This window comes from Pandoraea pnomenusa (assembly GCF_000767615.3).
Taxonomy (GTDB): Bacteria; Pseudomonadota; Gammaproteobacteria; order Burkholderiales; family Burkholderiaceae; genus Pandoraea; species Pandoraea pnomenusa.
Genome location: NZ_CP009553.3, coordinates 827,598 through 848,645, shown reverse-complemented (window position 1 = coordinate 848,645; position 21,048 = coordinate 827,598). Strand labels below are relative to the sequence as shown.

18 protein-coding genes, 1 tRNA gene and 1 pseudogene are annotated in these 21,048 nt (G+C 62.9%); 8 read left to right on the top strand and 12 right to left on the bottom strand.

Features of this window, described 5'->3' with window-relative positions:
• Nucleotides 1–17: 17 nt before the first annotated feature.
• The 4 genes from ruvX to LV28_RS27895 all read right to left on the bottom strand — a co-directional run bounded on the left by ruvX (nt 18) and on the right by LV28_RS27895 (nt 2,907).
• Entirely contained in the window at nt 18–446 is a 429-nt protein-coding gene (gene ruvX / locus LV28_RS27910) for a Holliday junction resolvase RuvX (RefSeq protein WP_023594274.1), read from the bottom strand.
• Nucleotides 443–1,012 carry a YqgE/AlgH family protein gene (locus LV28_RS27905; RefSeq protein WP_023594273.1) on the bottom strand — a complete coding sequence of 190 codons (570 nt, stop codon included), beginning with the start codon at nt 1,010–1,012 and terminating at the stop codon, nt 443–445. The genes ruvX and LV28_RS27905 overlap by 4 nt, the downstream gene beginning before the upstream one ends.
• Nucleotides 1,013–1,146: 134 nt before the next feature.
• Nucleotides 1,147–2,697, bottom strand: a complete 1,551-nt coding sequence (locus LV28_RS27900; RefSeq protein ID WP_038618771.1) for a hypothetical protein — start codon at nt 2,695–2,697, stop codon at nt 1,147–1,149.
• Nucleotides 2,698–2,736: 39 nt separating this feature from the next.
• Nucleotides 2,737–2,907 (bottom strand): rubredoxin, encoded by a 171-nt coding sequence (locus tag LV28_RS27895; protein ID WP_006400971.1) that lies wholly within the window; start codon nt 2,905–2,907, stop codon nt 2,737–2,739.
• Between the two features lie 210 nt (nt 2,908–3,117).
• Between LV28_RS27895 and thiD the strand changes: the two genes are divergently transcribed.
• Nucleotides 3,118–3,957, top strand: a complete 840-nt coding sequence (gene thiD, locus LV28_RS27890) for a bifunctional hydroxymethylpyrimidine kinase/phosphomethylpyrimidine kinase (RefSeq protein ID WP_023872296.1) — start codon at nt 3,118–3,120, stop codon at nt 3,955–3,957.
• A gap of 69 nt (nt 3,958–4,026) precedes the next feature.
• Here the strand turns inward: thiD and LV28_RS27885 are convergent, their stop codons facing one another.
• From LV28_RS27885 to recA, 8 genes are all read right to left on the bottom strand, one after another.
• Nucleotides 4,027–5,796 carry an O-antigen ligase family protein gene (locus LV28_RS27885; RefSeq protein WP_147291581.1) on the bottom strand — a complete coding sequence of 590 codons (1,770 nt, stop codon included), beginning with the start codon at nt 5,794–5,796 and terminating at the stop codon, nt 4,027–4,029.
• Between the two features lie 84 nt (nt 5,797–5,880).
• Nucleotides 5,881–6,402, bottom strand: a complete 522-nt coding sequence (locus tag LV28_RS27880; RefSeq protein ID WP_023594269.1) for a pilin — start codon at nt 6,400–6,402, stop codon at nt 5,881–5,883.
• A 235-nt stretch (nt 6,403–6,637) separates the two neighbouring features.
• Nucleotides 6,638–7,366, bottom strand: coding sequence for a TerC family protein (locus LV28_RS27875; RefSeq protein ID WP_023594268.1), 729 nt, complete (start codon nt 7,364–7,366; stop codon nt 6,638–6,640).
• Between the two features lie 202 nt (nt 7,367–7,568).
• Nucleotides 7,569–8,450 (bottom strand): succinate--CoA ligase subunit alpha, encoded by an 882-nt coding sequence (gene sucD / locus LV28_RS27870; protein ID WP_023594267.1) that lies wholly within the window; start codon nt 8,448–8,450, stop codon nt 7,569–7,571.
• Nucleotides 8,451–8,531: 81 nt separating this feature from the next.
• Nucleotides 8,532–9,698, bottom strand: coding sequence for an ADP-forming succinate--CoA ligase subunit beta (sucC, locus tag LV28_RS27865; protein ID WP_023594266.1), 1,167 nt, complete (start codon nt 9,696–9,698; stop codon nt 8,532–8,534).
• A complete protein-coding gene (locus tag LV28_RS27860; protein WP_023594265.1) occupies nt 9,695–10,381 on the bottom strand; it encodes a DUF2889 domain-containing protein in 687 nt (228 codons plus the stop codon). The genes sucC and LV28_RS27860 overlap by 4 nt, the downstream gene beginning before the upstream one ends.
• A gap of 319 nt (nt 10,382–10,700) precedes the next feature.
• Complete coding sequence (recX, locus tag LV28_RS27855) at nt 10,701–11,246, bottom strand: recombination regulator RecX (RefSeq protein ID WP_023594264.1); 546 nt, start codon at nt 11,244–11,246, stop codon at nt 10,701–10,703.
• 97 nt (nt 11,247–11,343) lie between these two features.
• On the bottom strand, nt 11,344–12,405 hold the full coding sequence (gene recA, locus LV28_RS27850; RefSeq protein WP_023594263.1) for a recombinase RecA: 1,062 nt from the start codon (nt 12,403–12,405) through the stop codon (nt 11,344–11,346).
• A gap of 202 nt (nt 12,406–12,607) precedes the next feature.
• On the opposite strand from recA, the gene LV28_RS27845 reads away from it, so the two are divergent.
• From LV28_RS27845 to LV28_RS27820, 7 genes and pseudogenes are all read left to right on the top strand, one after another.
• Nucleotides 12,608–13,297 carry a response regulator transcription factor gene (locus tag LV28_RS27845; protein WP_023594262.1) on the top strand — a complete coding sequence of 230 codons (690 nt, stop codon included), beginning with the start codon at nt 12,608–12,610 and terminating at the stop codon, nt 13,295–13,297.
• A 154-nt stretch (nt 13,298–13,451) separates the two neighbouring features.
• Entirely contained in the window at nt 13,452–15,095 is a 1,644-nt protein-coding gene (locus tag LV28_RS27840; RefSeq protein WP_023872301.1) for a sensor histidine kinase, read from the top strand.
• Between the two features lie 171 nt (nt 15,096–15,266).
• Entirely contained in the window at nt 15,267–16,925 is a 1,659-nt protein-coding gene (locus LV28_RS27835) for an MFS transporter (RefSeq protein WP_023594261.1), read from the top strand.
• Between the two features lie 225 nt (nt 16,926–17,150).
• Nucleotides 17,151–17,227, top strand: a tRNA-Met gene (locus LV28_RS27830).
• 144 nt (nt 17,228–17,371) lie between these two features.
• Nucleotides 17,372–17,605 (top strand): annotated as a pseudogene (locus LV28_RS49255) (site-specific integrase); the annotation flags it as partial.
• Nucleotides 17,606–17,653: 48 nt separating this feature from the next.
• Nucleotides 17,654–18,904, top strand: coding sequence for an IS256 family transposase (locus LV28_RS27825; protein WP_038618779.1), 1,251 nt, complete (start codon nt 17,654–17,656; stop codon nt 18,902–18,904).
• A gap of 13 nt (nt 18,905–18,917) precedes the next feature.
• Nucleotides 18,918–20,801, top strand: coding sequence for a DEAD/DEAH box helicase (locus tag LV28_RS27820; protein ID WP_169834575.1), 1,884 nt, complete (start codon nt 18,918–18,920; stop codon nt 20,799–20,801).
• The last annotated feature ends 247 nt before the right edge of the window (nt 20,802–21,048 follow it).

Below are 21,048 nucleotides of genomic sequence, written 5' to 3'. Positions count from 1 at the left end.
CACGCTCCAGGCGGGAATCAGGCAGGCACATGCTCGTCGAAATACTGTTGGAGGATGATGCGGGCGGCCTCGGCATCGAGCGATGTCTTCTGCGACACCTTGACGCCGGCTTCGGCCAGCGCCGCGGCGGCCGCCACCGAGGAATAACGTTCGTCGACCCAGAATACGGGCACGCCGAACCGTCCGTTGAGCTGATTGCCGAAGCGTTTGGCCTGCTGCGTCATTTCGTGCGGAGTGCCATCGGGATGGCATGGCAGCCCGACGACGATGCGCTCGGGTTGCCACTCGGTAATGAGTTTGCCCATCTCGGCAAACCGGACTTCGCGGTTGAGATTGGCCACGACAGTGAGCGCGCGGGCCTCGCGCAACAGGAGATTGCCGATCGCCACGCCGATCCGGCGCTCGCCGTAATCGAAGGCGAGCACCGTGGCGCTGCCAGCCGTCATGCGTGACCCGCGTCGGCGGAGAGCATCGACGACGTCACGCCAAGCAACGCCAGCGCGGCGTCGAAGCGCTCGGCGGGCGGGACGTCGAACACGATGCCCGGATCGGCCGCCACCGTGAGCCAGCCGTTGCGGCTGATTTCGTCTTCCAGTTGGCCGGCGCTCCAGCCCGAATGCCCCAGCGTGAGCAGGAAACGGTTCGGCCCCTGCCCGTTGGCCACGGCTTCGAGCACGTCCTTGGACGTCGTCATCTCCAGACCGCCCGGCACCGACAGCGACGAACTGTACGACGCGCCCGTGGCCTCATGCAGCACGAAGCCGCGCTCGGTCTGCACCGGGCCGCCGAAGAACACCGGCTGATGGGCCAGCGGATCGATTTCGAGCTTGAGGTCGAGCCGCTCGAAGAGCGATTGCAGGTCGATGTCGGTGGGACGGTTGATGACCAGCCCGATCGCCCCCTTCTCGCTGTGCTCGCACAGATAGACGACAGTGCCGGAAAAGGTCGGATCGGCCATGCCCGGCATGGCGATGAGAAACTGATTCGTGAGATTGATACGGTCGTTCGGCATAGGGCCAGAGTTTGTCGGAACCTGTTTGACGGTCTGCCGTCCGGTGCCGCGGGCCGCGGCGGGTCAGCAGACGAACTTTTTCCGCATCGTGGTACGGCCATCGGCCGCCAACGGCAGCCTTTGCGCCGACTTTATCACGGAACGTCGCGCCCGGTGACGAGCCTCTGTCCGAACACGCTGGCGTCCAGCGCACGTTCGCGCCACATCGCCATTTCGGCAATCAGATCGGGGCGTGCTTCGGGGTAGGTATCCGCGGCAAACTGATGCAGCATGCCGCGCAACGCCTTGACCGTCATCGCCAGCGCCGCCGGGCCGCCCGGCTCCGCCGGGGGCGACGCCGCCAGGCGTTCGCCGGTGGCGGCCACCGCCGCCGCAAGCCGCGCAACGGGCGCCAGCCCGATGGCTGCCGAGTATTCGGCAACCTTCGCCGCGACCGCCGGATCGTTCAGATTCGGAAGCGCCTCGTCCGCCAGGCTCAGGTAGGTCTGGCACACGTCCTGACGCACTGCGAGCGGTCCGATACGCAGCCAATCGCGCGAACTGTTGCCCACGCCCTGTTTTTGCGCCGCTTGCGCGGCATCGGCCAACGGCTCGGGAAGATGACCCGGACGGCGCAGCACGCCGAAATCGGCCAATAACGTGCCGAGCCAGCTGTCGGGCGCCTGCGCGTGCCACGTTGCCAGCGCCTCGAGCAGATCGTGACCGGGAATCGCATCGGCCGATGCCTTGCCGCCTTGGCGAGCCTCGGACGCTGCGACGGCACTGCCCGGCGACGTGTCGCCCGTGACGGCAGGGCGCGCCAACTGCTTGCGCAGTGCCATGTTCATGCGCCCGATCTGGCGCTTGTCGGCCAGACTGAGCGGAGCGCGCGCGAAACGCAGCCATGCGGCGGCGAGCCGCCAGTAATCGAGGGGCGCCGTCGCACCCGCGCGGTGCAAATCGGCGGCCAGATCGGCCAACTGGCCCAGCGCCGCCGTGGTATCGACGACGTCCGCATCGGAACGCAGCAGCCGCAGCAGCACACGCTCTACGTCCGCCCGCAGGGGCGCGGTGCCCGCCGGCAGCCCGTGCAATCGCGGCTGAGCGATCGCCCAGCCCGCCATGCGAAGCTCGCCGGGTGTGGGCGCACCCGGCCAGGTTTCGGCAACGGTGCCAGCGTCGCCCGTGCCGGGAGACACTACGGGCGCCACGCCCGCCTGCCAGATATCGCGCTCGAACTGACGCAATGCGTTGCGCTGCGCGGAGTCCTGCGCGCCCGGCTGCCCGTAGGCCGCCTCGGCGATCGCCTGAACGAGCCGCTCGCCCTGCAACGCCCAGTCGGCATGGCCGCTGGACTGGAGCAAACGGTTGGCCCGCCGCAACGGCCCGAGCGCCGCCGCGGGGCCGTTCGACCAGGCGTCGGACGCCTCGGTCAGGGCGTCAGCCACCTCGGGCAGCCGCCACAGCGGCAGGTCGCGCGCCTCCCGCGCTGGCGAACCGGCGGCGGCGGCGGCGATGACGGCGTTCTCGGGAACGTCAGGCGTGTTGGCGACGTCCGGTGTACGGGACATGGCGGACATGCCGAAGGTATCAGACGTATCGAAGCGGTCGGGCGTGTCCGACGTATCAGACGTATCAGACGTGTCAGACGTGTCGGGCTTGTCGGACATACCCAACGTTTCGGACGGCGATTGCGGCGTCACCATGGGCCATCTCCTGGGCGTGCGGCCGTTCTCGGTGCGTCCTCAGATCTGCACCATCTCGAAATCTTCCTTGCGCGCGCCGCACTCGGGACAGGTCCAGTTGATGGGCACGTCTTCCCAACGCGTTCCGGGTGCGATGCCCTCGTCGGGCAGTCCGGCCTCTTCGTCGTAAATCCAACCACAAATGAGGCACATCCAGCTCTTGTATTCCATGCTTTCTTCAGCGACGGGCGTTCCGTTACAATGGCTTGTCAACCGCTTCGGGTCCCGGCGACGAGGTCGCGCGGTGTTGTGAGAACCCAGCCGGTGCATTGTCCGGCGGGTCAGGCCCACGGCGCTTGCCAGCGCTCCGAAACGGGCATTTAAGGCGTGATGGTACCAACGAACCCCAAGCCTGACCAGATCGCCGTCTATCCTGCCTCCATGCACATCGAATCCCCTCCCATTCTGCTGACCTTCGGCCTGGCCGATCCCACTTCGGCGACCGGCGTCCAGGCCGACCTGCTCACCTTTGCGAGCATGGGCGGCTATGGCGTCTCGGTGCTGACCGGCTATTCGTCGCAGGACTCGCGCACCTGCGACGAAGTGCAACCGATCGACCCGGACTGGATCGCCGACCAGGCGCGCATGCTGCTCGAAGACATGCCGGTGGCAGCCTTCAAGGTCGGCAGCGCGGTGAACGCCGAAAACGTGGCGGCCATTGCCGAGATCGTGGCCGACTACGACGAGACGCCGCTCGTGGTCGCGCCCGACTTCGGGCTGGCCGGCGAGCACCTGCTCTCGGCCGACGAACTGCGAGAGGCGACGGCCAGCCTGCTCGTGCCGCAAGCCAGTGTGCTGGTCGTGAATCCGGCCAGCGCGGTGTCGCTCGCGCAGACGATCACGGAAAACGAGAGTCTGTCGCTCGACGAAGCGGTATCGGTCCTGCTGGAAAACGGCTGCGAGTTCGTGCTCGTGAGCGACAACAACGCGCCGCAATTCACCCACACGCTATATTCGGACGGCGGCATTATCCGCGAAGATGCGTGGGACCGCCCTGCGCATAACGTGGCTGGCGCCATCGACACGCTCGCCGCCGCCGTTACCGCCATGCTTGCCAACGGCCTGGCAGTCCCGGAAGCCGTGCGCGAAGCGCAGGAATATCTGCAACAGGTGCTCGAGAATGCGTTCCGCCCCGGAATGGGACGCCACTTTCCCGACCGCTTCTTTTGGGCGCGCGGCGACGAGAACGAACCGGAAGAAGGCGCCGCACCCGGCGCTTGAGGGCCTGAGGGCCTGGGCGCAGGGGGAATCACGACAAGGGGCATCCCGCATCGCGCTCAGGCATCGCGCTCAGGCATCGTCGCTCGCGTCGCCCGACTGGCCCTTCGGGCGTCCCCACACCTCGATCACCCGTTTGACGAACGGCTTCAGATCGTCGCCCTGCTCGCGCAACATGCGAATCAGCGCGGCATATTGTCCCGGAAAGATCGCCGAGTTGTAGTTCTTCAGCCGCTGAATGTCGCGCAGCGCCTCGTCATCGCGGCCCGCGAGCGCGAGCAACACGATGTAGCGCTTGATCATCGTGGGCCCCGCGCCCAAGGCCAGCGCCTCACGGTGCGCGGCCAGCTTCTCGTCCAGACGGTCGCGATCGAGATACAGCGCGCCGGTGACCGCATAGTCGCCGTACGGCGCGAAGAACAGCGCCGGATCGGTGCGGTACGTATCGATCTTGCCCGCCCGATAGGCGACTTCGACACGCTGGTAGTCACCGATCAGCCACGGAATCGCCACGCACGCGAAAAGCACGATCACGCCGTTGATGGCCGCCGTCGCGGTCGGCGAGACACTGTCGATCGCCCGGGTGTCGCACAGCCCCAGCAGGAACAGCGCGGGCAGCAGGAAGAACGCGTAATGCTGTGGATATTCGAGCATCGCGTGGATGGCCAGCATGCCGAGCAGCACGAATGCGAGCGCGATCGGCGCATTGCGGATCTCGCGCACGGCGCGCGCGAACCAGAACGCGAGGGGCACGAGCACCGCCAGCGTGCCGACGATGCCGGTCTTCGCGAGCAGGTCGAGCAGCACGTTATGGGCGTTGTCCGCCATTTCCACCGGACCGAGCTTGTCGACCAGGGCGAACTGTGCATCGATATAGTTCGACCAACCGGCCCCCAGCCACCAGTGCTCCCGGAAAATCGCGAATCCGTATTCCCAGAGGTTCAGTCGCCCGGTCACCTGCCCCGCTTGATGCATGCGTGCGACGGCGCTGCCGTCGAGCTGCCATCCCCACGCCACGTTGGCCCAGCCGACGAACATCGTCATAAGCGCGAGCAGCGGCAGGATCGCCACCGGCACGAACCATCGCATGGAGCGGCGCATCGAGCGCGCCGGATCCGTCCGCTCAGCCCACACCATCCACGCACCGAACGCCGAGAGCAAAGTCAGTTGCAGCCACGGCGTGCGCGAGCCGGTCAGGCAGATACCGACGTCGAACGCCGCGCAAACGAGCACCCAGGCCCATGCGGGCAACTTGCGCTGATACCACAGGTAGAACGCGCCGGCGCTGGCGAGCGACAGATACGTCGCCAGATGATTCGGCTGGTACATGTTGCCGAACAGGCGCCGCGCAACCGTCACGGTGTACCTGGCGACCAGCCACGGCACATGCGCCTCGAGATGAAACGCCTGCACCAGTTGCGCTCCCACCGCGTATAACCCGCCAAGCGTGAGCGCGGCCGCACTCCAGCGCATGAGCACACCGCGCCAACCCAACTGCGCCAGCCAGAATCCGGTACTGACCGCGACGATCATGCCCACGCCATAGAGCAGCGCCGTCAGCATCAATTGCGGCAGCTCGGTCGGCATGATGGCGCGCTGCACGAGAATCACCGCCACGAACGCGAGCGGCATCCAGCTCACGCGCGGCATGCGCAAGGCGCGTGCGTCGCGTTGCCATACGGCAATCATCGACAGCACGCCTAGGCAAGCAAACAACGAAAAGGCCAGCGACTCCGAGTAAAAAGTGGAGATCGGGTACGTGTGCTTGACGAGGTTATAGGGCAGAGCCCAGATCAGGGCGAGCGTGAGCCCGATCAACGATAGAAGCAGAGGAGGAAACAAGATCGCCGCCGTGCGATGCACCGGTTGGAAGATGCGCAAGCATAACGAAAAATGGCCGCCCGGGGGCAGCCATTTACCCGTTCGTCAGGCGCCCCGCTGGGTCGCCGCGCCACGGCACTCGGGAGGCGCGAGCTTCGCGGGCAGCGTGGCACCGCCGGGTGCGCCCTCGCGACCTTGTGCGTAACACGTCCATACGATCTGGCCTTCAGGCGCCTTGCCGACCGTCAGCGCCATGGGCTTGCCGTCGGGACCGGCGCTCGTGGGCACCAGCACCAGAGCACCGTCGCCAGCGCGCTGGGTGTAGGCGACCGTGACGTTGCCGCTCACCGAGTCGATGGTCACGGCGTTCACGTTGTCGGTCGCACTCGGCGCTTGCCAACCGCTATTGAACGGGGCGCCGTGCATGGCGTTCTCGCTCACGAGCGCCTTGGCCGACGCGGCCGCGCCCAGTCCCTCGACGACACGCGCACGCACCAGATAGTTTTGCAGATATGGAACCCCTGCCGTGACCAACACGCCGATGATCGCCAGCACGATCATCAGCTCGATCAGGGTGAATCCCCGGGATTTGGCGAGACCGGTGGTCCGGTGGCCGAAACGACGCATTGTGTAACTCCCTGCGAAAGCAATGAAAACAAAAGGGACTTCGGGGGGAAGTGGGCGGAGTATGCCATACCCCGTCGGCCGGCGCCCTGCCACAGATCAAATCGGGCGGCGCCGCGTGGACGGTCAGAATCGTCTTATCCAAAGACAGGACGATTCGTCCGAATTGTCGTCCGGATCGGGCGAGATTCTCCCGGAACATCCGCCACAAGAACCGGCGAATTCGAAATGGACCCGATTATTCCGAAGAGGTTGCACGCGCCTGGCGAGCCTCGCTGCGACGTTTGAGTGCGAGGCCCACGATCACCACCAGCGCGGCGCCGACGGTGGCCCCCACGTAGTGGGTGTATTCGCCGGCGTCGCCCGGCAGGCGGAGCAGATGACCGATGCCGGGGTCGGAGACGATCAACCCGCCGGCGATCCAGCCGAGCAGCGCGGCGCCGACGAGGACGATGAACGGAAAGCGGTCGAGCGCCTTGAGCACCAGTTGCGAGCCCCAGACGATGAGCGGAATGCTCACGAGCAGCCCGAAGATGACCAGCGGCAACTGGTGATGCCCCGCCGCGCCTTCGGCGGCACCGGCAATGGCGATTACGTTGTCGATGCTCATGACGAGATCGGCGACGATGATGGTCTTCACCGCCGTCCACAGCTTGTCGGCGGGCTTCACGCTGTCATGGGCATCGGGGTCGGGCACGAGCAGCTTGATACCGATCCAGAGCAGCAGCAGGCCGCCCAATGCCTTGAGATACGGCACGGCGAGCAGTGTCACGGCGAACGCGATCAGCACCACGCGCAGCACGATCGCGCCGGCGGTGCCCCAGACAATGCCTTGCAGTCGTTGTTTGGCCGGCAGGTTGCGGCAGGCGAGCGCGATCACCACGGCGTTATCGCCACCCAGCAGGATGTCGATCATGATGATCTGCAGGACCGCGGCCCAGTTCAGCTCGGCAAAAAACTCAAGCATTGCGAGATTTTCCTCGGGAACGAATAAAACGGATGCGCCCCATGCGGCGCACAGCGCCGGCCAAACGGCTCACGTAAATTCCGCGTGCCGTCTGAAAAACGCCAAAGCAAAAAAGGGAGCCCGATGCTCCGGGCTCCCTTTTTCCTGACCGGCGGCGCGGCTGCCGGTTTCCGGCAAGCGCGCTTCGGTCATCCAGCGGAAATTACAGGATCGACTTGAGCAGACGGCCCATTTCCGACGGGTTGCGGGTCACCTTGATACCGCAGGCATCCATGATTTCCAGCTTGGCTTCGGCCGTATCGGCGCCGCCCGAGATCAGCGCACCAGCGTGGCCCATGCGCTTGCCCGGAGGCGCCGTCACGCCTGCGATGAAGCCGACGACCGGCTTCTTCATGTTGTCCTTGATCCACTCGGCGGCATTGGCTTCGTCCGGACCGCCGATTTCACCGATCATGATCACGGCGTCCGTTTCCGGATCGTCGTTGAACATCTTCATGACGTCGATGTGCTTCAGACCGTTGATCGGATCGCCACCGATACCGACGGCGCTCGACTGACCCAGACCCAGCGCGGTCAACTGACCGACGGCTTCGTACGTCAGCGTGCCCGAGCGCGAGACCACGCCGATGCGACCCTTCTTGTGGATGTGACCCGGCATGATGCCGATCTTCAGCTCGTCCGGCGTGATCACGCCCGGGCAGTTCGGGCCGAGGAGCAGGGTCTTGCGACCTTCGCGACGCATGCGGTCCTTCACTTCGATCATGTCGCGAACGGGAATCCCTTCCGTGATGCAGATCGCCAGGTCCAGATCGGCCTCGACGGCTTCCCAGATGGCGGCGGCGGCACCCGCGGGCGGCACGTAAATCACCGACACGGTGGCGCCGGTTTGCGCCTTGGCGTCCTTGACCGAACCGAAAATGGGAATGCCTTCGAAGTCTTCGCCGGCCTTCTTCGGGTTCACGCCGGCGACGAACGCGTTCTTGCCGTTCGCGTATTCGCGGCACATGCGGGTATGGAACTGGCCGGTTTTGCCAGTGATACCCTGGGTGATGACCTTAGTGTCTTTGTTGATCAGAATCGACATTGCTTGATTTCCTTCGTCTGGTTGCCCGGCGTACGCTCACCCCTCGGGGCGGCGCACCGCGTCAGGCTTCGACTGTTCTGGTTACTTGCCTGCGGCGGCCGCGACAACCTTCTGGGCAGCTTCTTCCATGCTGTCCGCAGAAATGATCGGCAGGCCGGATTCGGCGAGCATCTTCTTGCCCAGGTCCTCGTTCGTGCCCTTCATGCGCACGACCAGCGGCACCTTCAGGGAGACGGCCTTCGAGGCTGCGATCACGCCTTCCGCGATCACATCGCAACGCATGATGCCGCCGAAGATGTTGACCAGAATGGCGGTCAGGTTCGGGTTCTTCAGCATGATCTTGAACGCTTCGGTGACCTTCTCCGTCGTGGCGCCACCGCCCACGTCCAGGAAGTTCGCCGGCTCGCCGCCGAACAGCTTGATGGTGTCCATCGTGGCCATGGCCAGGCCGGCGCCGTTCACCAGGCAGCCGATGTTGCCGTCGAGCGAGATGTAGGCCAGGTCGAACTTCGAGGCTTCGACTTCGGCCGGATCTTCTTCATCCAGATCGCGGTAGGCCACGATTTCCGGGTGACGGTACAGGGCGTTCGAGTCGAAGTTGAACTTGGCGTCCAGCGCGGTGACCGTGCCGTTGCTGCTCACGTTCAGCGGGTTGATTTCGGCCAGCGAGGCGTCCGTTTCCCAGAAGGCCTTGTACAGACCCTGCAGGATCGTGCGGGCTTGCGGGATCGAAGCGTCGGGGATGCCGATCTTCTTGGCCAGGTCGTCGGCCTGGGCATCGGTCAGGCCGACCGACGGCTCGACGATGACCTTGTGGATCAGTTCCGGGTGCTTTTCGGCGACTTCTTCGATGTCCATGCCGCCTTCGCTCGAACCCATCAGCACGATCTTCTGCGTGACGCGGTCGACCACCAGACTGACGTACAGTTCGTTCTTGATATCGGCGCCTTCTTCGATCAGCAGGCGATTGACCTTCTGGCCTTCCGGACCGGTCTGATGCGTGACCAGTTGCATGCCGAGGATCTGGCCGGCGTATTCGCGCACTTGCTCGATCGACTTGGCAACCTTCACGCCGCCGCCCTTGCCGCGACCGCCTGCGTGAATCTGGGCCTTGACCACCCAAACCGGACCGCCGAGTTCTTCGGCTGCCTTAACGGCCTCGTCCACGGAAAACGCCGGAATGCCGCGGGGCACCGCGACTCCGAATTTCCGGAGGATTTCCTTGCCTTGATACTCATGAATCTTCATGCGTGATTCCCTTCTTGCTGAGTTGGAAGTTTGGGTTCGAGCTTGCGAGTCGAGGCACCATCGCGCACCGCTTCTGTTGTGACGGGCGTCGTGGGCTCGTTCGCTCGATCGTTTGCGCGGCCGTTGAACCAGCGCGGGTAAAACCGGCGCACTGCCTCGCCATCAAACCGAAGGGCGTGACAATGTCCGAGTTGGAAAGGAGGGGCCGACGCCTGCGCGTCATTGGCGGCCTTGAGCGCCGTGTCGGGCGTGTGAATCACCACGCCGGCAAAGGCCTGAATCGCTGCCGTGGGCAGGACACTGCAAAGTTCGGTCAGATGCGTACAACCCGCCGCGCCGCCAAGGCGCTCGCGAACCGCATGGCGAAAGCCGCGTCGCAGGTTCAGGCCAATCAACTGACGGTAATCCGGGCCGATCCGGTCGCAAATGCCGGGATATGGCACCCAATCGGAGACGGCTTCGGCGTCACGCACCTCGAAATTCTCGTCGATCGTGACACGCAGCCAGAGCTCGTGAATCGGCGTGCCCTCCTTGCGAAGCCCCGTCGCCAATGCAAAGTCCCGATCCTTGTGGTCGGTCAGGCAGGCTTCAATGTCCCATAGGCCGTCGTCGCGCGAATACGCTTCGACAGCGATCGTGCGGCGGTGACGCAGGGTACGAGGGGCGGGCTCAGAGAGCGGCATGCGAGAGTGTGCAATGCATGAACGCGGAAAGATCTTGATTCTAGCATAGGCAGCGGCGTGTCCTGCCGCAGTGCAGCAGACGCCCGCTGCATAAGGGGGAATTCGCCGACCCGTCGGTCGGTTTATCAAAATTGATGGGGAGACGCACGCATGGTGCAACGCCATATCGCGATAAGCGAGGCACGACGCGTCACGCGAGTTTCATGTCGTCGTCATGTCAGCGTTCATGCGGGTTGTGAAGCAATGCACCGCACGCGCCTGTTGCCGATAAATGCCGATGAATCGCCATCGATTCATGACGAAAGCGAAGGTATGCGCGTCAGGCGTCGTCCGAAAACTCGTCGGCGCCACGCACGATTTTGCTGATAACGGTACTTGAAAAGCCCCGTGCAGCCAGAAACCGCATCTGCTTGGCCCGCGCTTCCGGGGTGGTGGCGACTTCACCGAACTTTTTTTGCCATACGGCGCGGGCGCGGGCGAGTTCCGTGGCGCGGAGCTGCTCGGTGAGCGTGGCGACCGTCTCGGGATCGACCTGATGTTGCTTGAGCTCGCCCACGATACGCGTCGTCCCCAGGCGCGACGCGCGTCGGTTCACCACGCTTTCCGCGAACCGCTCATTGGATAGCCAGCGCTCGTGCTCGAGGCTGTCGAGCAGGCGATCGAGTGCTTCGGGATCTTCCGCATCGGCATAAGGCGCCAGCTTGCGACGCAACTCCGCACGGCTGTATTCGCGACGCGCGAGGTAAGACAGCGCGCGCCCCTTGAGGCTCAGCACGGGTTTGCGCGACGGCTTTGCCGCAACGGCTTCGTCGCCGGGCGGCGGCGGCGCAGCGTTCGGATCTCGGGGAGGACGTCGCTGAATCATGAGCTCATCGTGGCGCAAATCGCGCGAACGCAGTCAGAAAACAAAAACGGCAACGCGAAGCCATGTGGCGTCGCGTTGCCGTTTCGACTGAGGAGGATTAGGCCTCGTCTGCTTCGATCTCGCCGGTCTCGTTGATCGCGGTCACGCCAAGCGATGCGCGGACCTTGTTCTCGATCTCATGGGCGATATCCGGATTCTCGCGCAGGAACTCGCGCGCGTTGTCCTTGCCCTGACCGATCTTCTCGCCGTTGTAGCTGTACCAGGCACCGGCCTTTTCGACGATCTTTGCATTCACGCCCAGATCGATGATCTCGCCTTCGCGCGAAATGCCCTGGCCGTAGAGGATGTCGAAAATTGCCTCGCGGAACGGCGGCGAGACCTTGTTCTTCACGACCTTGACGCGGGTTTCGTTGCCGACCACCTCGTCACCCTTCTTGATCGAACCGATACGGCGGATATCCAGACGCACCGACGAGTAGAACTTCAGCGCGTTACCGCCCGTGGTCGTTTCCGGGTTGCCGAACATCACACCGATCTTCATGCGAATCTGGTTGATGAAGATCACCGTGCAGTTCGTGCGCTTGATCGTGCCGGTCAGCTTGCGCAGCGCCTGCGACATCAGACGCGCCTGCAGACCCGGCAACGAATCGCCCATTTCACCTTCGATTTCGGCCTTGGGCACCAGTGCCGCCACCGAGTCGATGATGATGAGGTCGATGGAGCCCGAACGCACCAGGGCGTCGGCGATCTCCAGTGCCTGCTCGCCCGTGTCCGGCTGCGAGATCAGCAGATCCGGCACCGAGACGCCCAGCTTGCTGGCGTAGCCGACGTCGAGCGCGTGCTCCGCGTCGATGAACGCGCACGTGCCGCCGATCTTCTGCATTTCGGCAACGACCTGCAGCGTGAGCGTGGTTTTCCCCGACGATTCCGGGCCGTAGATTTCGATCACGCGGCCGCGCGGCAGGCCGCCGACGCCGAGCGCGATGTCCAGCCCCAGCGAGCCGGTCGAGACGACCTGGATGTCCGCTTCGACCTCGCCGTCGCCCAGACGCATGATCGAGCCCTTGCCGAATTGCTTCTCGATCTGCGCGAGGGCGGCGGCAAGCGCCTTGCCTTTCTCGGCCGACAGATTGGCAGACCCTTTCTTGCTTTCTTCCATGAATCGTCCTTTGATATGATGAGCGAGACGGCTCGAGTGACGCGTGATTGCCGGTACTGTATAAAAAACCAGTGCTATTTGCAAGCCCCTGTTGTCCGAAAACGCCGAAACGACAAAAAAAGCCGCGAACCACGCGCCGCAACATCACAGGAGACACACCGCCGCCGTCAGGCGCCGGTGCCTAAACCAGCCTATCACGCCCATGCGAATTCTCATCGCAGAGGATGACAGCATTCTGGCCGACGCCCTGACCCGCTCACTGCGCCAGGGGGGCTACGCCGTCGATCACGTCAAGACCGGGCTCGAGGCCGACTCCGCACTCTCCGCCCAGACGTTCGATCTGCTGATTCTCGATCTCGGCCTGCCCCGCCTGCCCGGTCACGAAGTGCTGCGTCGCTTGCGTGCCCGCAATTCCCATTTGCCCGTGCTGATCCTGACGGCATCCGACAGTGTCGATGCGCGCGTCAAAGGTCTCGATCTCGGCGCCGACGACTACATGGCGAAGCCGTTCGCGCTGGCCGAGCTCGAAGCTCGCGTGCGCGCGCTCACGCGACGCGGTGCCGGCGGCGGCTCGACCGTCATCCGTCACGGGCCGCTCAGTTTCGATCAGGTCGGGCGCACCGCCTATATCAATGAGCAGATGCTCGACCTGTCCGCGCGCGAGCTCGAATTGCTCGAGGTATTGCTGCTGCGTACAGGCCGACTCGTCTCCAAGGAGCAACTCGTCGATCACCTTTGCGGCTGGGGTGAGGAGGTGAGCAACAACGCCATCGAGGTGTACATGCACCGGCTGCGCAAGAAAATCGAGCCGAGCGGCGTGCGTATCGCCACGATCCGCGGGCTGGGGTATTGTCTGGAGAAGCCGGCCACCGCGCCCGCCACCGCCGCCTGACGACCGTGGTGCGGTCTCGACGGAAAGGACGTGTATGGCGTTGCCGCGTCCCCGGCGCGGCGGGGCCCGCGACGAATCTCCGCGATCCCGGTGTGACTCCCCTTTCCGGTTTCGGCCCCGGTTTCGGTCTCGCCTCCTTTCGTTCTCCTGTCCGATGCGCCTGAGCTTCCGCCATTCCAATCGCACCGCGCAAGCGACCCCGGACGCGACGTCCCACGGCGCGCCGCGCGCATCCGCCCGCCGCGACAAGGCAACGCCCGACCACGACGTGTCTGCGCCCGAGGCCGCCGATCCCTTCGACCCCTACGCCGATCCCTTCGTGCGCCCGGGATTCGGCGCACCGCTCGAGCGCGAAGCCGAGCCGCCGCCGCGCTCGCTGTTCGGCGAAATTCTCGACTGGATGCTCGCGCCGCTGCTGCTGCTCTGGCCGATGAGCATCGCCGTGACGTATCTCGTTGCGAAATCGATTGCCAACGGCCCGTTCGATCGGGCGCTCGAGACCAACACCTACGTCCTCGCCCAGCAGGTGCACACCGATCGCGGCCAGGTCACGCTGACGCTACCCATGCCCGCGCGCGATCTGCTGCGCGCCGACACCACGGACAACGTCTACTTCCAGGTGCTCGGTGCCAAGGGAGAACTCGTCGCCGGAACCGCCGAGCTGCCGCTGCCGCACGAAGACGACCGTCCGCAACCCGGCGTGGTCCAGTTCCGCGACGAAACCGTGGGAGGCAACGACATTCGCGTGGCCTTTACCTATGTCGACCTGCCGCGCATGGCGCCGCCCGGCAGCATGGCGCTCGTACAGGTGGCGGAGACGCTCGACAAGCGGAGTCAGTTGGCCAACGAAATCATCAAGGGCGTGATCCTGCCGCAGTTCGTGATCCTGCCGCTGGCGATCGTGCTCGTCTGGTTCGGCCTGTCGCGCGGCCTCGCGCCGTTGCATGCGTTGCAGGAACACATTCGCGCCCGGCGCCCCGACGACCTGTCGCCGCTCGAGGCACGCCAGGCGCCCCCGGAGATCGCGCCCCTCGTCAATTCGCTCAACGATCTGCTCGAACGTCTCGAACAGAACATGAAGCTGCAGCAACGTTTCATTGCCGACGCCGCGCATCAACTCAAGACACCGCTCGCCGGGCTGCGCATGCAGGCCGAACTGGCATTGCGCCAGACCTCGCCGGATGAGCTGCGTCGCTCTCTCTCGCAAATCGCGGTGAGCTCCGAGCAGGCCGCGCGGCTCGTCAACCAGTTGCTCGCGCTCGCGCGGGCGGAGAACAGCGCGAACGACGCCGCCGCGTTCACGCCGGTCAACCTCAGCCTGCTGGCCCGCAGCGCGATGCAGGACTGGTTTCAGGCCGCCTTTGCCAAGCGCATCGATCTGGGTTTCGAGGAGCCGCCGTTCCCGGTGCATCTGTCGGGCCAGCCCGTGATGCTGCGCGAGATGCTCAACAACCTGATCGACAACGCGATCCGCTATACGCCCGTTGGCGGCAAGGTGACGGTGCGTCTGCGGCATGAAGCGTCCGACGGCTTCGTTCATCTCGAGGTCGAAGATACGGGGCCCGGCATTCCTTCGACGGAACGCCCGCGCGTGTTCGAACGCTTCTATCGAATTCTTGGCAGCGACAGTGACGGCAGCGGTCTGGGGTTGGCGATCGTGCGCGAGATCGTGCAGATCCATCGCGGCGACGTGAGCGTACTCGACCATGTCGATGCGCAGCATCCCGAAGCGACCGGCACGCTCATCCGGGTCACGTTACCGCTCGCCGATGGGCCTATCGAAAACCCTCATGCGTGACGAAAACACGCGAAATACGTTCAATTTCATGCGAAAGCCGAGGGTAATTCCCTAGCGGCGTAAGCTTCGAGTCAGTTTGGCGTCAGACGGCGGTAAGGTTGCGCTCCAATAATCAGTTGCAACGGCCCGGGTGCGTCCCAGGGGCGTGCTTACATTACAGGAGACAACCGCATGGCTACTGCAACGACAGCCACCTCCCACGCGCCGATGACCGCAGAAGAAAGAAAGGTCATCTTTGCGTCGTCGCTGGGCACGGTGTTCGAGTGGTACGACTTTTACCTGGCCGGTTCGTTGGCCGCCTTCATCAGCAAGCAATTCTTCTCCGGCATCAACCCCACGGCGGCGTTCATTTTCACGCTGCTGTCGTTTGCGGCAGGTTTCGCGGTGCGTCCGTTCGGCGCGATCGTGTTCGGCCGGATCGGCGATCTGGTGGGGCGTAAGTACACGTTCCTCGTGACCATCACGCTGATGGGTCTGTCGACGCTGGTGGTCGGTCTGCTGCCGGGCTATGCCTCGTGGGGCATCGCCGCTCCGGTGATCTTCATCGCCATGCGCCTGCTGCAGGGTCTTGCGCTCGGCGGCGAGTATGGTGGTGCTGCCACGTACGTTGCGGAGCACGCACCGCACGGCCGTCGCGGCTTCTACACGTCGTGGATTCAGACGACGGCCACGCTGGGTCTCTTCCTGTCGCTGCTCGTGATTCTGGGCACCCGCATGATCATGGGCGAGGAAGCGTTTGCCGACTGGGGCTGGCGCGTGCCGTTCGTGCTGTCGATCGTGCTCTTGTTGATCTCGCTGTGGATTCGTCTGCAATTGAGCGAGTCGCCGGCATTCCAGCGCATGAAGGCCGAGGGCAAGGCATCGAAGGCGCCGCTCAAGGAGTCGTTCGGCGAGTGGAAGAACCTGAAGATCGTGATTCTGGCGCTGGTGGGTCTGACCGCCGGTCAGGCCGTGGTCTGGTACACGGGCCAGTTCTACGCGCTGTTCTTCATGACGCAGGTGCTCAAGGTCGACGGCAACACCGCGAACATCATGGTGGCGCTGGGCCTGTTGATCGGCAGCCCGTTCTTCGTGTTCTTCGGGGCGCTGTCGGACAAGATCGGTCGCAAGCCGATCATCATGGCCGGCTGCCTGCTCGCGGCACTGCTGTACTTCCCGATCTTCAAGGCACTGACGCACTATGCGAACCCGGCCCTCGAAGCGGCGACGGCGCGCTCGCCGATCACGGTGATCGCGGATCCGAACGAGTGCTCGTTCCAGTTCAACCCGGTGGGTACGTCGAAGTTCACCAGTTCGTGCGACATTGCGAAGAGCTTCCTTTCGCGCGCGGGCCTGAACTATCACAACGAGACCGCCCCGGCGGGCACCATGGCGACGGTGAAGATCGGCGACAAGGTCATCGCGTCGGTGGATGGCAAGGCTGCGGACGCCAAGGATCAGGTCAAGGCTTTCGAGGCGAACATGGCGGCCACGCTCAAGGCCGACGGTTATCCGCCGAAGGCTGACCCGGCCCAGATGAACAAGCCGATGATCGTGGTCCTGCTGGCGATTCTGGTGATCTTCGTGACGATGGTGTACGGTCCGATTGCGGCAATGCTGGTGGAGCTGTTCCCGACGCGCATTCGCTACACGTCGATGTCGCTGCCGTATCACATCGGCAATGGCTGGTTCGGCGGCTTCCTGCCGGCAACCGCCTTCGCCATCGTGGCCGCCAAGGGGGACATCTACTCCGGCCTCTGGTACCCGATCGTGATCGCGCTCGTGACCTTCGTGATCGGCACGCTGTTCATCAAGGAAACCAAGGACGTCGATATCTACGCCAACGACTGACGGGTGTCCTCGATCGACCGATCGACCGATCGGTGAGCGCCGGGGCCTTCGGGTCCCGGCGTTTTCATTTGTGCCATGGGGATTGCGCGGGCTTTCGGGGTGCGTCCGGGCAACCCCTGCCGCGACGGACGAGCGAGCCGTGCAAAAGGCTACCGAACGATCTTTATCGTTTCGCAAAAAAGATGTTGACAGCCTATGGGGGCCTACCTATAATCTTTCTTCTACGGCGAATTAGCTCAGTCGGTTAGAGCGACGGAATCATAATCCGCAGGTCCGGGGTTCGAGTCCCTGATTCGCCACCAAATGCGAAAGCCCTGTAAATCTCTGATTTACGGGGCTTTTTCACTAAGGGCTCTGCGGCTTCGCCGCGAGCCCTTTTCTTTTACCAGCTCCTCACGGTGCAAATTCGGTGCAATACGCGGTGCAGACCTCAAGGAAGGAGCACCATGGCAGCACTCACAAAAACACCCTCAGGAACCTGGAAAGCGACGATTCGTCGAGTGGGTTGGCCCACCGCAGCCAAGACATTCCGAACAAAACGCGACGCAGAGGATTGGGCCCGCCGGACCGAAGACGAAATGGTCCGAGGTGTGTTTATTCAACGCGCGCCATCCGAACGCACCACCGTTGCGTCGGCGCTGGAACGGTACGTCAAAGAAATCGTCCCCACGAAAAGGGCCTGTCAGTAATTTCGTGTTCAAGGCATATGATGCTCCCAAGGAGAATGTATGCCTCACAAACCGAAAGCCCCGCTGGCAGAGCTGCCGGCAATTCCCGCCGAGCTGCTTGAGCAGTTCGGCAATGGTCCGATGACGGCCGAAGCCATCAATGCCGCGACCATGGCGCTCAAGAAGGCGCTCATCGAACGCGCGCTGGGCGGCGAGATGAACCACCATCTCGGCTACCCGGCCGGCGGGGCCAAACCGGCCAACGTCACCAATCAGCGCAACGGCCGAGGTGCCAAGACGGTGCTGACTGAGGACGGCCCGATGCGCATCGAGGTGCCCCGCGACCGTGACGGCAGCTTCGAGCCGCAGCTGATTCCCAAGCACGAACGCCGCTTCACGGGCTTCGACGACAAGATTGTCGCCATGTATGCCCGAGGCATGACTGTGCGCGAGATTCAGGGCTTCCTGCTGGAGCAGTACGGCACCGAGGTCTCACCCGACTTCATCAGTTCCGTGACCGACGAGGTGATGGCCGAGGTCACTGCCTGGCAGGCCCGGGCGCTGGAGCCGATGTATCCGGTCGTGTTCTTCGACGCGCTGCGGGTCAAGATTCGCGAAGACGCCGTGGTGCGTAACAAGGCTGTCTATCTGGCACTGGGCGTGTTGCCTGACGGCTCACGCGACATCCTGGGCCTGTGGATCGAGAACACCGAAGGTGCCAAGTTCTGGATGAAAGTGTTCAACGACCTGAAAACGCGTGGGATCAATGACATCCTGATCGCCGTGACCGACGGCCTCAAAGGCATGCCTGAAGCCCTGGCCGCCGTGTTTCCGGCAACGACGCTGCAAACCTGCATCGTCCATCTGATCCGCAACAGCCTCGACTACGCGAGCTGGAAGGATCGCAAGGGTCTGGCTGCCGCGCTCAAACCGATCTACACCGCGCCCAGCGCCGAGGCGGCCCAGGCCGAATTGGATGCGTTTGCCCACGGGCCTTGGGGCCAGAAATTCCCAACTGTGAGCACGTCGTGGCGCAATGCCTGGGATCGCGTGATTCCGTTCTTTGCGTTTCCACCGGACATCCGCAAGGTTATATACACTACGAACGCCATCGAGAATATCAACTCGCAACTGCGCAAGATCATCAAGACGCGAGGTCACTTCCCGACGGATGATGCAGCGACGAAACTCATTTGGCTGGCACTGCGCAATATCACCGCTGATTGGGGGCGTGCAGCCAAAGACTGGAAAGCGGCCATGAACCAATTCGCTATCCTCTACGCCGATCGTTTCGTGCGACCGTCCGTGTGATTCCCAACCCGCCTTGAACACGGAATTTCTGACACCCTGCCTGCAGTCGTTCTTCCTTGACGCTGATTTCACAATCGACGGAAATGACCATCTTCGCGACCCGCAACGGGACGGCTATTTGCGCACTTATGAATTCTTCCGGGCTGGAAAGAATAAGGCAATCCTCCAAATTCCGGTCGGATGCGGCAAGACTGGCCTAGCGTCTCTGCTGCCGTTTGGACTCTCCGCAGGCCGGGTCATTGTTATCGCGCCAAATCTCACCATCAAGGACGGCCTTTACGAAGCGATGGACATCACCAACCGCCAGAAATGCTTTTGGCGGAAAGCGGGCGTGCTGAGCGCCGACCAGATGTTGTCTGGGCCGTTGGCCTGCACGCTTGATAGCGGCAACATTTCGGTCGCGACAAAGTCTCACATCGTCATCACGAACGTCCATCAACTCGCAACCAACGTCGATAAGTGGTTGACTCAATTTCCCGATGACTTTTTCGACATGATCATCGTGGATGAGGCGCACCACAGCGCGGCGGCTAGTTGGCAGAAAGTCATTGAGCGCTTTCCAAACGCGAAGGTCATCCTGCTTACGGCGACCCCATTTAGAAGCGATCGCCAAGAACTCGATGGCGAATTGGTATTTCGGTATCCGTTCCGAAACGCCACTCTAAAAGGCTATATCAAACGCCTAAAGGCAAGCTACGTCGCTCCCTCGACCATTGAGCTCGGCTTTTCGGATGTGGGGGGGCGAACATACACCTTGGAAGAAGTGCTGAAGCTCAAAGAAGAGGAATGGTTCAGCCGCGGCGTGGCACTCGCTAGACTTTGCAACAAACACATCGTCGATAGTAGCCTGCAGAAGCTTGAGGAGCTTCGGCAAGGCGGGACGCAACACCAACTCATCGCAGTCGCATGCTCCATCAACCACGCGCGAGAAATCCGTTCGCTATATCAAGAGCGCGGCTTCAACGCTGACGTTATCCATAGCAAGCAGACGGAGGATGAGCAGGCTGCCATTCTTGCGGCCCTACGTAACGGGTCTCTCGATTGCATCATCCAGGTGCAGATGTTGGGCGAGGGATTCGATCATCCCAAGTTGAGCGTCGCAGCGATTTTCCGCCCGTTCCGGTCGTTGGCTCCATACATCCAATTTGTCGGACGCATCATGAGGGTCGTTGTGCAGAACGATCCGAGTCATCCCGACAATGTCGGCCATATAGTCACCCATCTGGGGATGAATCTGGACGAACGCCTGAAGGAATTCAAGCAGTTCGAGAACGATGACCAAGCCTTTTGGGACAAGGTCATTGGGGGTGACGAACCAGAAGTGCCTCAAGGGGTGCTCGACGGTACCGCACGCCTCCGTGCCGGCGATCAGGTCGTGGTCCATGGAGAAATTGTCGATTCTTTGTGGGAGGAAGACTTCACATCAGTCGAGGACACGCAGATCGTGGCCGACCTCCGTGAACGTTTGAAGCTTCTCGGCCTCGACGACAGCAAAGCTGAGGAAATGGTTCGGCTAGCGCAGCAGTCACCCTTACGCAAGAATTCTCCCACCGAGCCCTTCATGGTCCAGCCGCAGCGGGAATGGGAAGAGGCGAGGAAACGGATGCAGGAGCAGGCCAAGCGCCTCGCGAATGTATTGCTGAACCACCTTGAGCTCAAGCAGACCGGCAACGAAATGGTCTACAAGTACAAATCCCTGAAGCTCACCGGGCGGAACAACTACATCTGCGCGCTGATGATGGTGAACAAGGAAATGGAGCAGCGCTTAGGCAAAGAGAGACAACAGGCCACAACGGAAGAATTCCGGTCGGTCCTCGATAATCTGGACGATCTGCTGCAGGTGCTTGTAAGGCGTGTTCGCAAAGCAAAGGCGGAATATGACAAAAACCACTCCTAAAGGGCCTACACCTTCCCTAATTGGAGGAGCCAACGGCCGCCCTAAACGGATCCTCGTCAAGCGCCTGAGCGAATGCTATCGGTGCCATGATGACCTCGTCGCGGGAACGACGTGTATCGAAATTCCAAAGCTTGGTCAGGCCTATTCGACCGATCGGCGTGTGTGCGACGCGTGTTTCAAGCTCATTTTGCGCAAGACAGACGACGACCTCGCCGAAATCAGAAATCTTTAAGCTCCCGGTACTCGC

Excerpts from the sequence above, each read along its gene's own strand:
- ruvX (WP_023594274.1), bottom strand. The coding sequence starts at position 446 with ATGACGGCTGGCAGCGCCACGGTGCTCGCCTTCGATTACGGCGAGCGC.
- LV28_RS27905 (WP_023594273.1), bottom strand. The coding sequence starts at position 1,012 with ATGCCGAACGACCGTATCAATCTCACGAATCAGTTTCTCATCGCCATG.
- LV28_RS27900 (WP_038618771.1), bottom strand. The coding sequence starts at position 2,697 with ATGGTGACGCCGCAATCGCCGTCCGAAACGTTGGGTATGTCCGACAAG.
- LV28_RS27895 (WP_006400971.1), bottom strand. The coding sequence starts at position 2,907 with ATGGAATACAAGAGCTGGATGTGCCTCATTTGTGGTTGGATTTACGAC.
- thiD (WP_023872296.1), top strand. The coding sequence starts at position 3,118 with ATGCACATCGAATCCCCTCCCATTCTGCTGACCTTCGGCCTGGCCGAT.
- LV28_RS27880 (WP_023594269.1), bottom strand. The coding sequence starts at position 6,402 with ATGCGTCGTTTCGGCCACCGGACCACCGGTCTCGCCAAATCCCGGGGA.
- LV28_RS27875 (WP_023594268.1), bottom strand. The coding sequence starts at position 7,366 with ATGCTTGAGTTTTTTGCCGAGCTGAACTGGGCCGCGGTCCTGCAGATC.
- sucD (WP_023594267.1), bottom strand. The coding sequence starts at position 8,450 with ATGTCGATTCTGATCAACAAAGACACTAAGGTCATCACCCAGGGTATC.
- sucC (WP_023594266.1), bottom strand. The coding sequence starts at position 9,698 with ATGAAGATTCATGAGTATCAAGGCAAGGAAATCCTCCGGAAATTCGGA.
- LV28_RS27860 (WP_023594265.1), bottom strand. The coding sequence starts at position 10,381 with ATGCCGCTCTCTGAGCCCGCCCCTCGTACCCTGCGTCACCGCCGCACG.
- recX (WP_023594264.1), bottom strand. The coding sequence starts at position 11,246 with ATGATTCAGCGACGTCCTCCCCGAGATCCGAACGCTGCGCCGCCGCCG.
- recA (WP_023594263.1), bottom strand. The coding sequence starts at position 12,405 with ATGGAAGAAAGCAAGAAAGGGTCTGCCAATCTGTCGGCCGAGAAAGGC.
- LV28_RS27845 (WP_023594262.1), top strand. The coding sequence starts at position 12,608 with ATGCGAATTCTCATCGCAGAGGATGACAGCATTCTGGCCGACGCCCTG.
- LV28_RS27840 (WP_023872301.1), top strand. The coding sequence starts at position 13,452 with ATGCGCCTGAGCTTCCGCCATTCCAATCGCACCGCGCAAGCGACCCCG.
- LV28_RS27835 (WP_023594261.1), top strand. The coding sequence starts at position 15,267 with ATGGCTACTGCAACGACAGCCACCTCCCACGCGCCGATGACCGCAGAA.
- LV28_RS27825 (WP_038618779.1), top strand. The coding sequence starts at position 17,654 with ATGCCTCACAAACCGAAAGCCCCGCTGGCAGAGCTGCCGGCAATTCCC.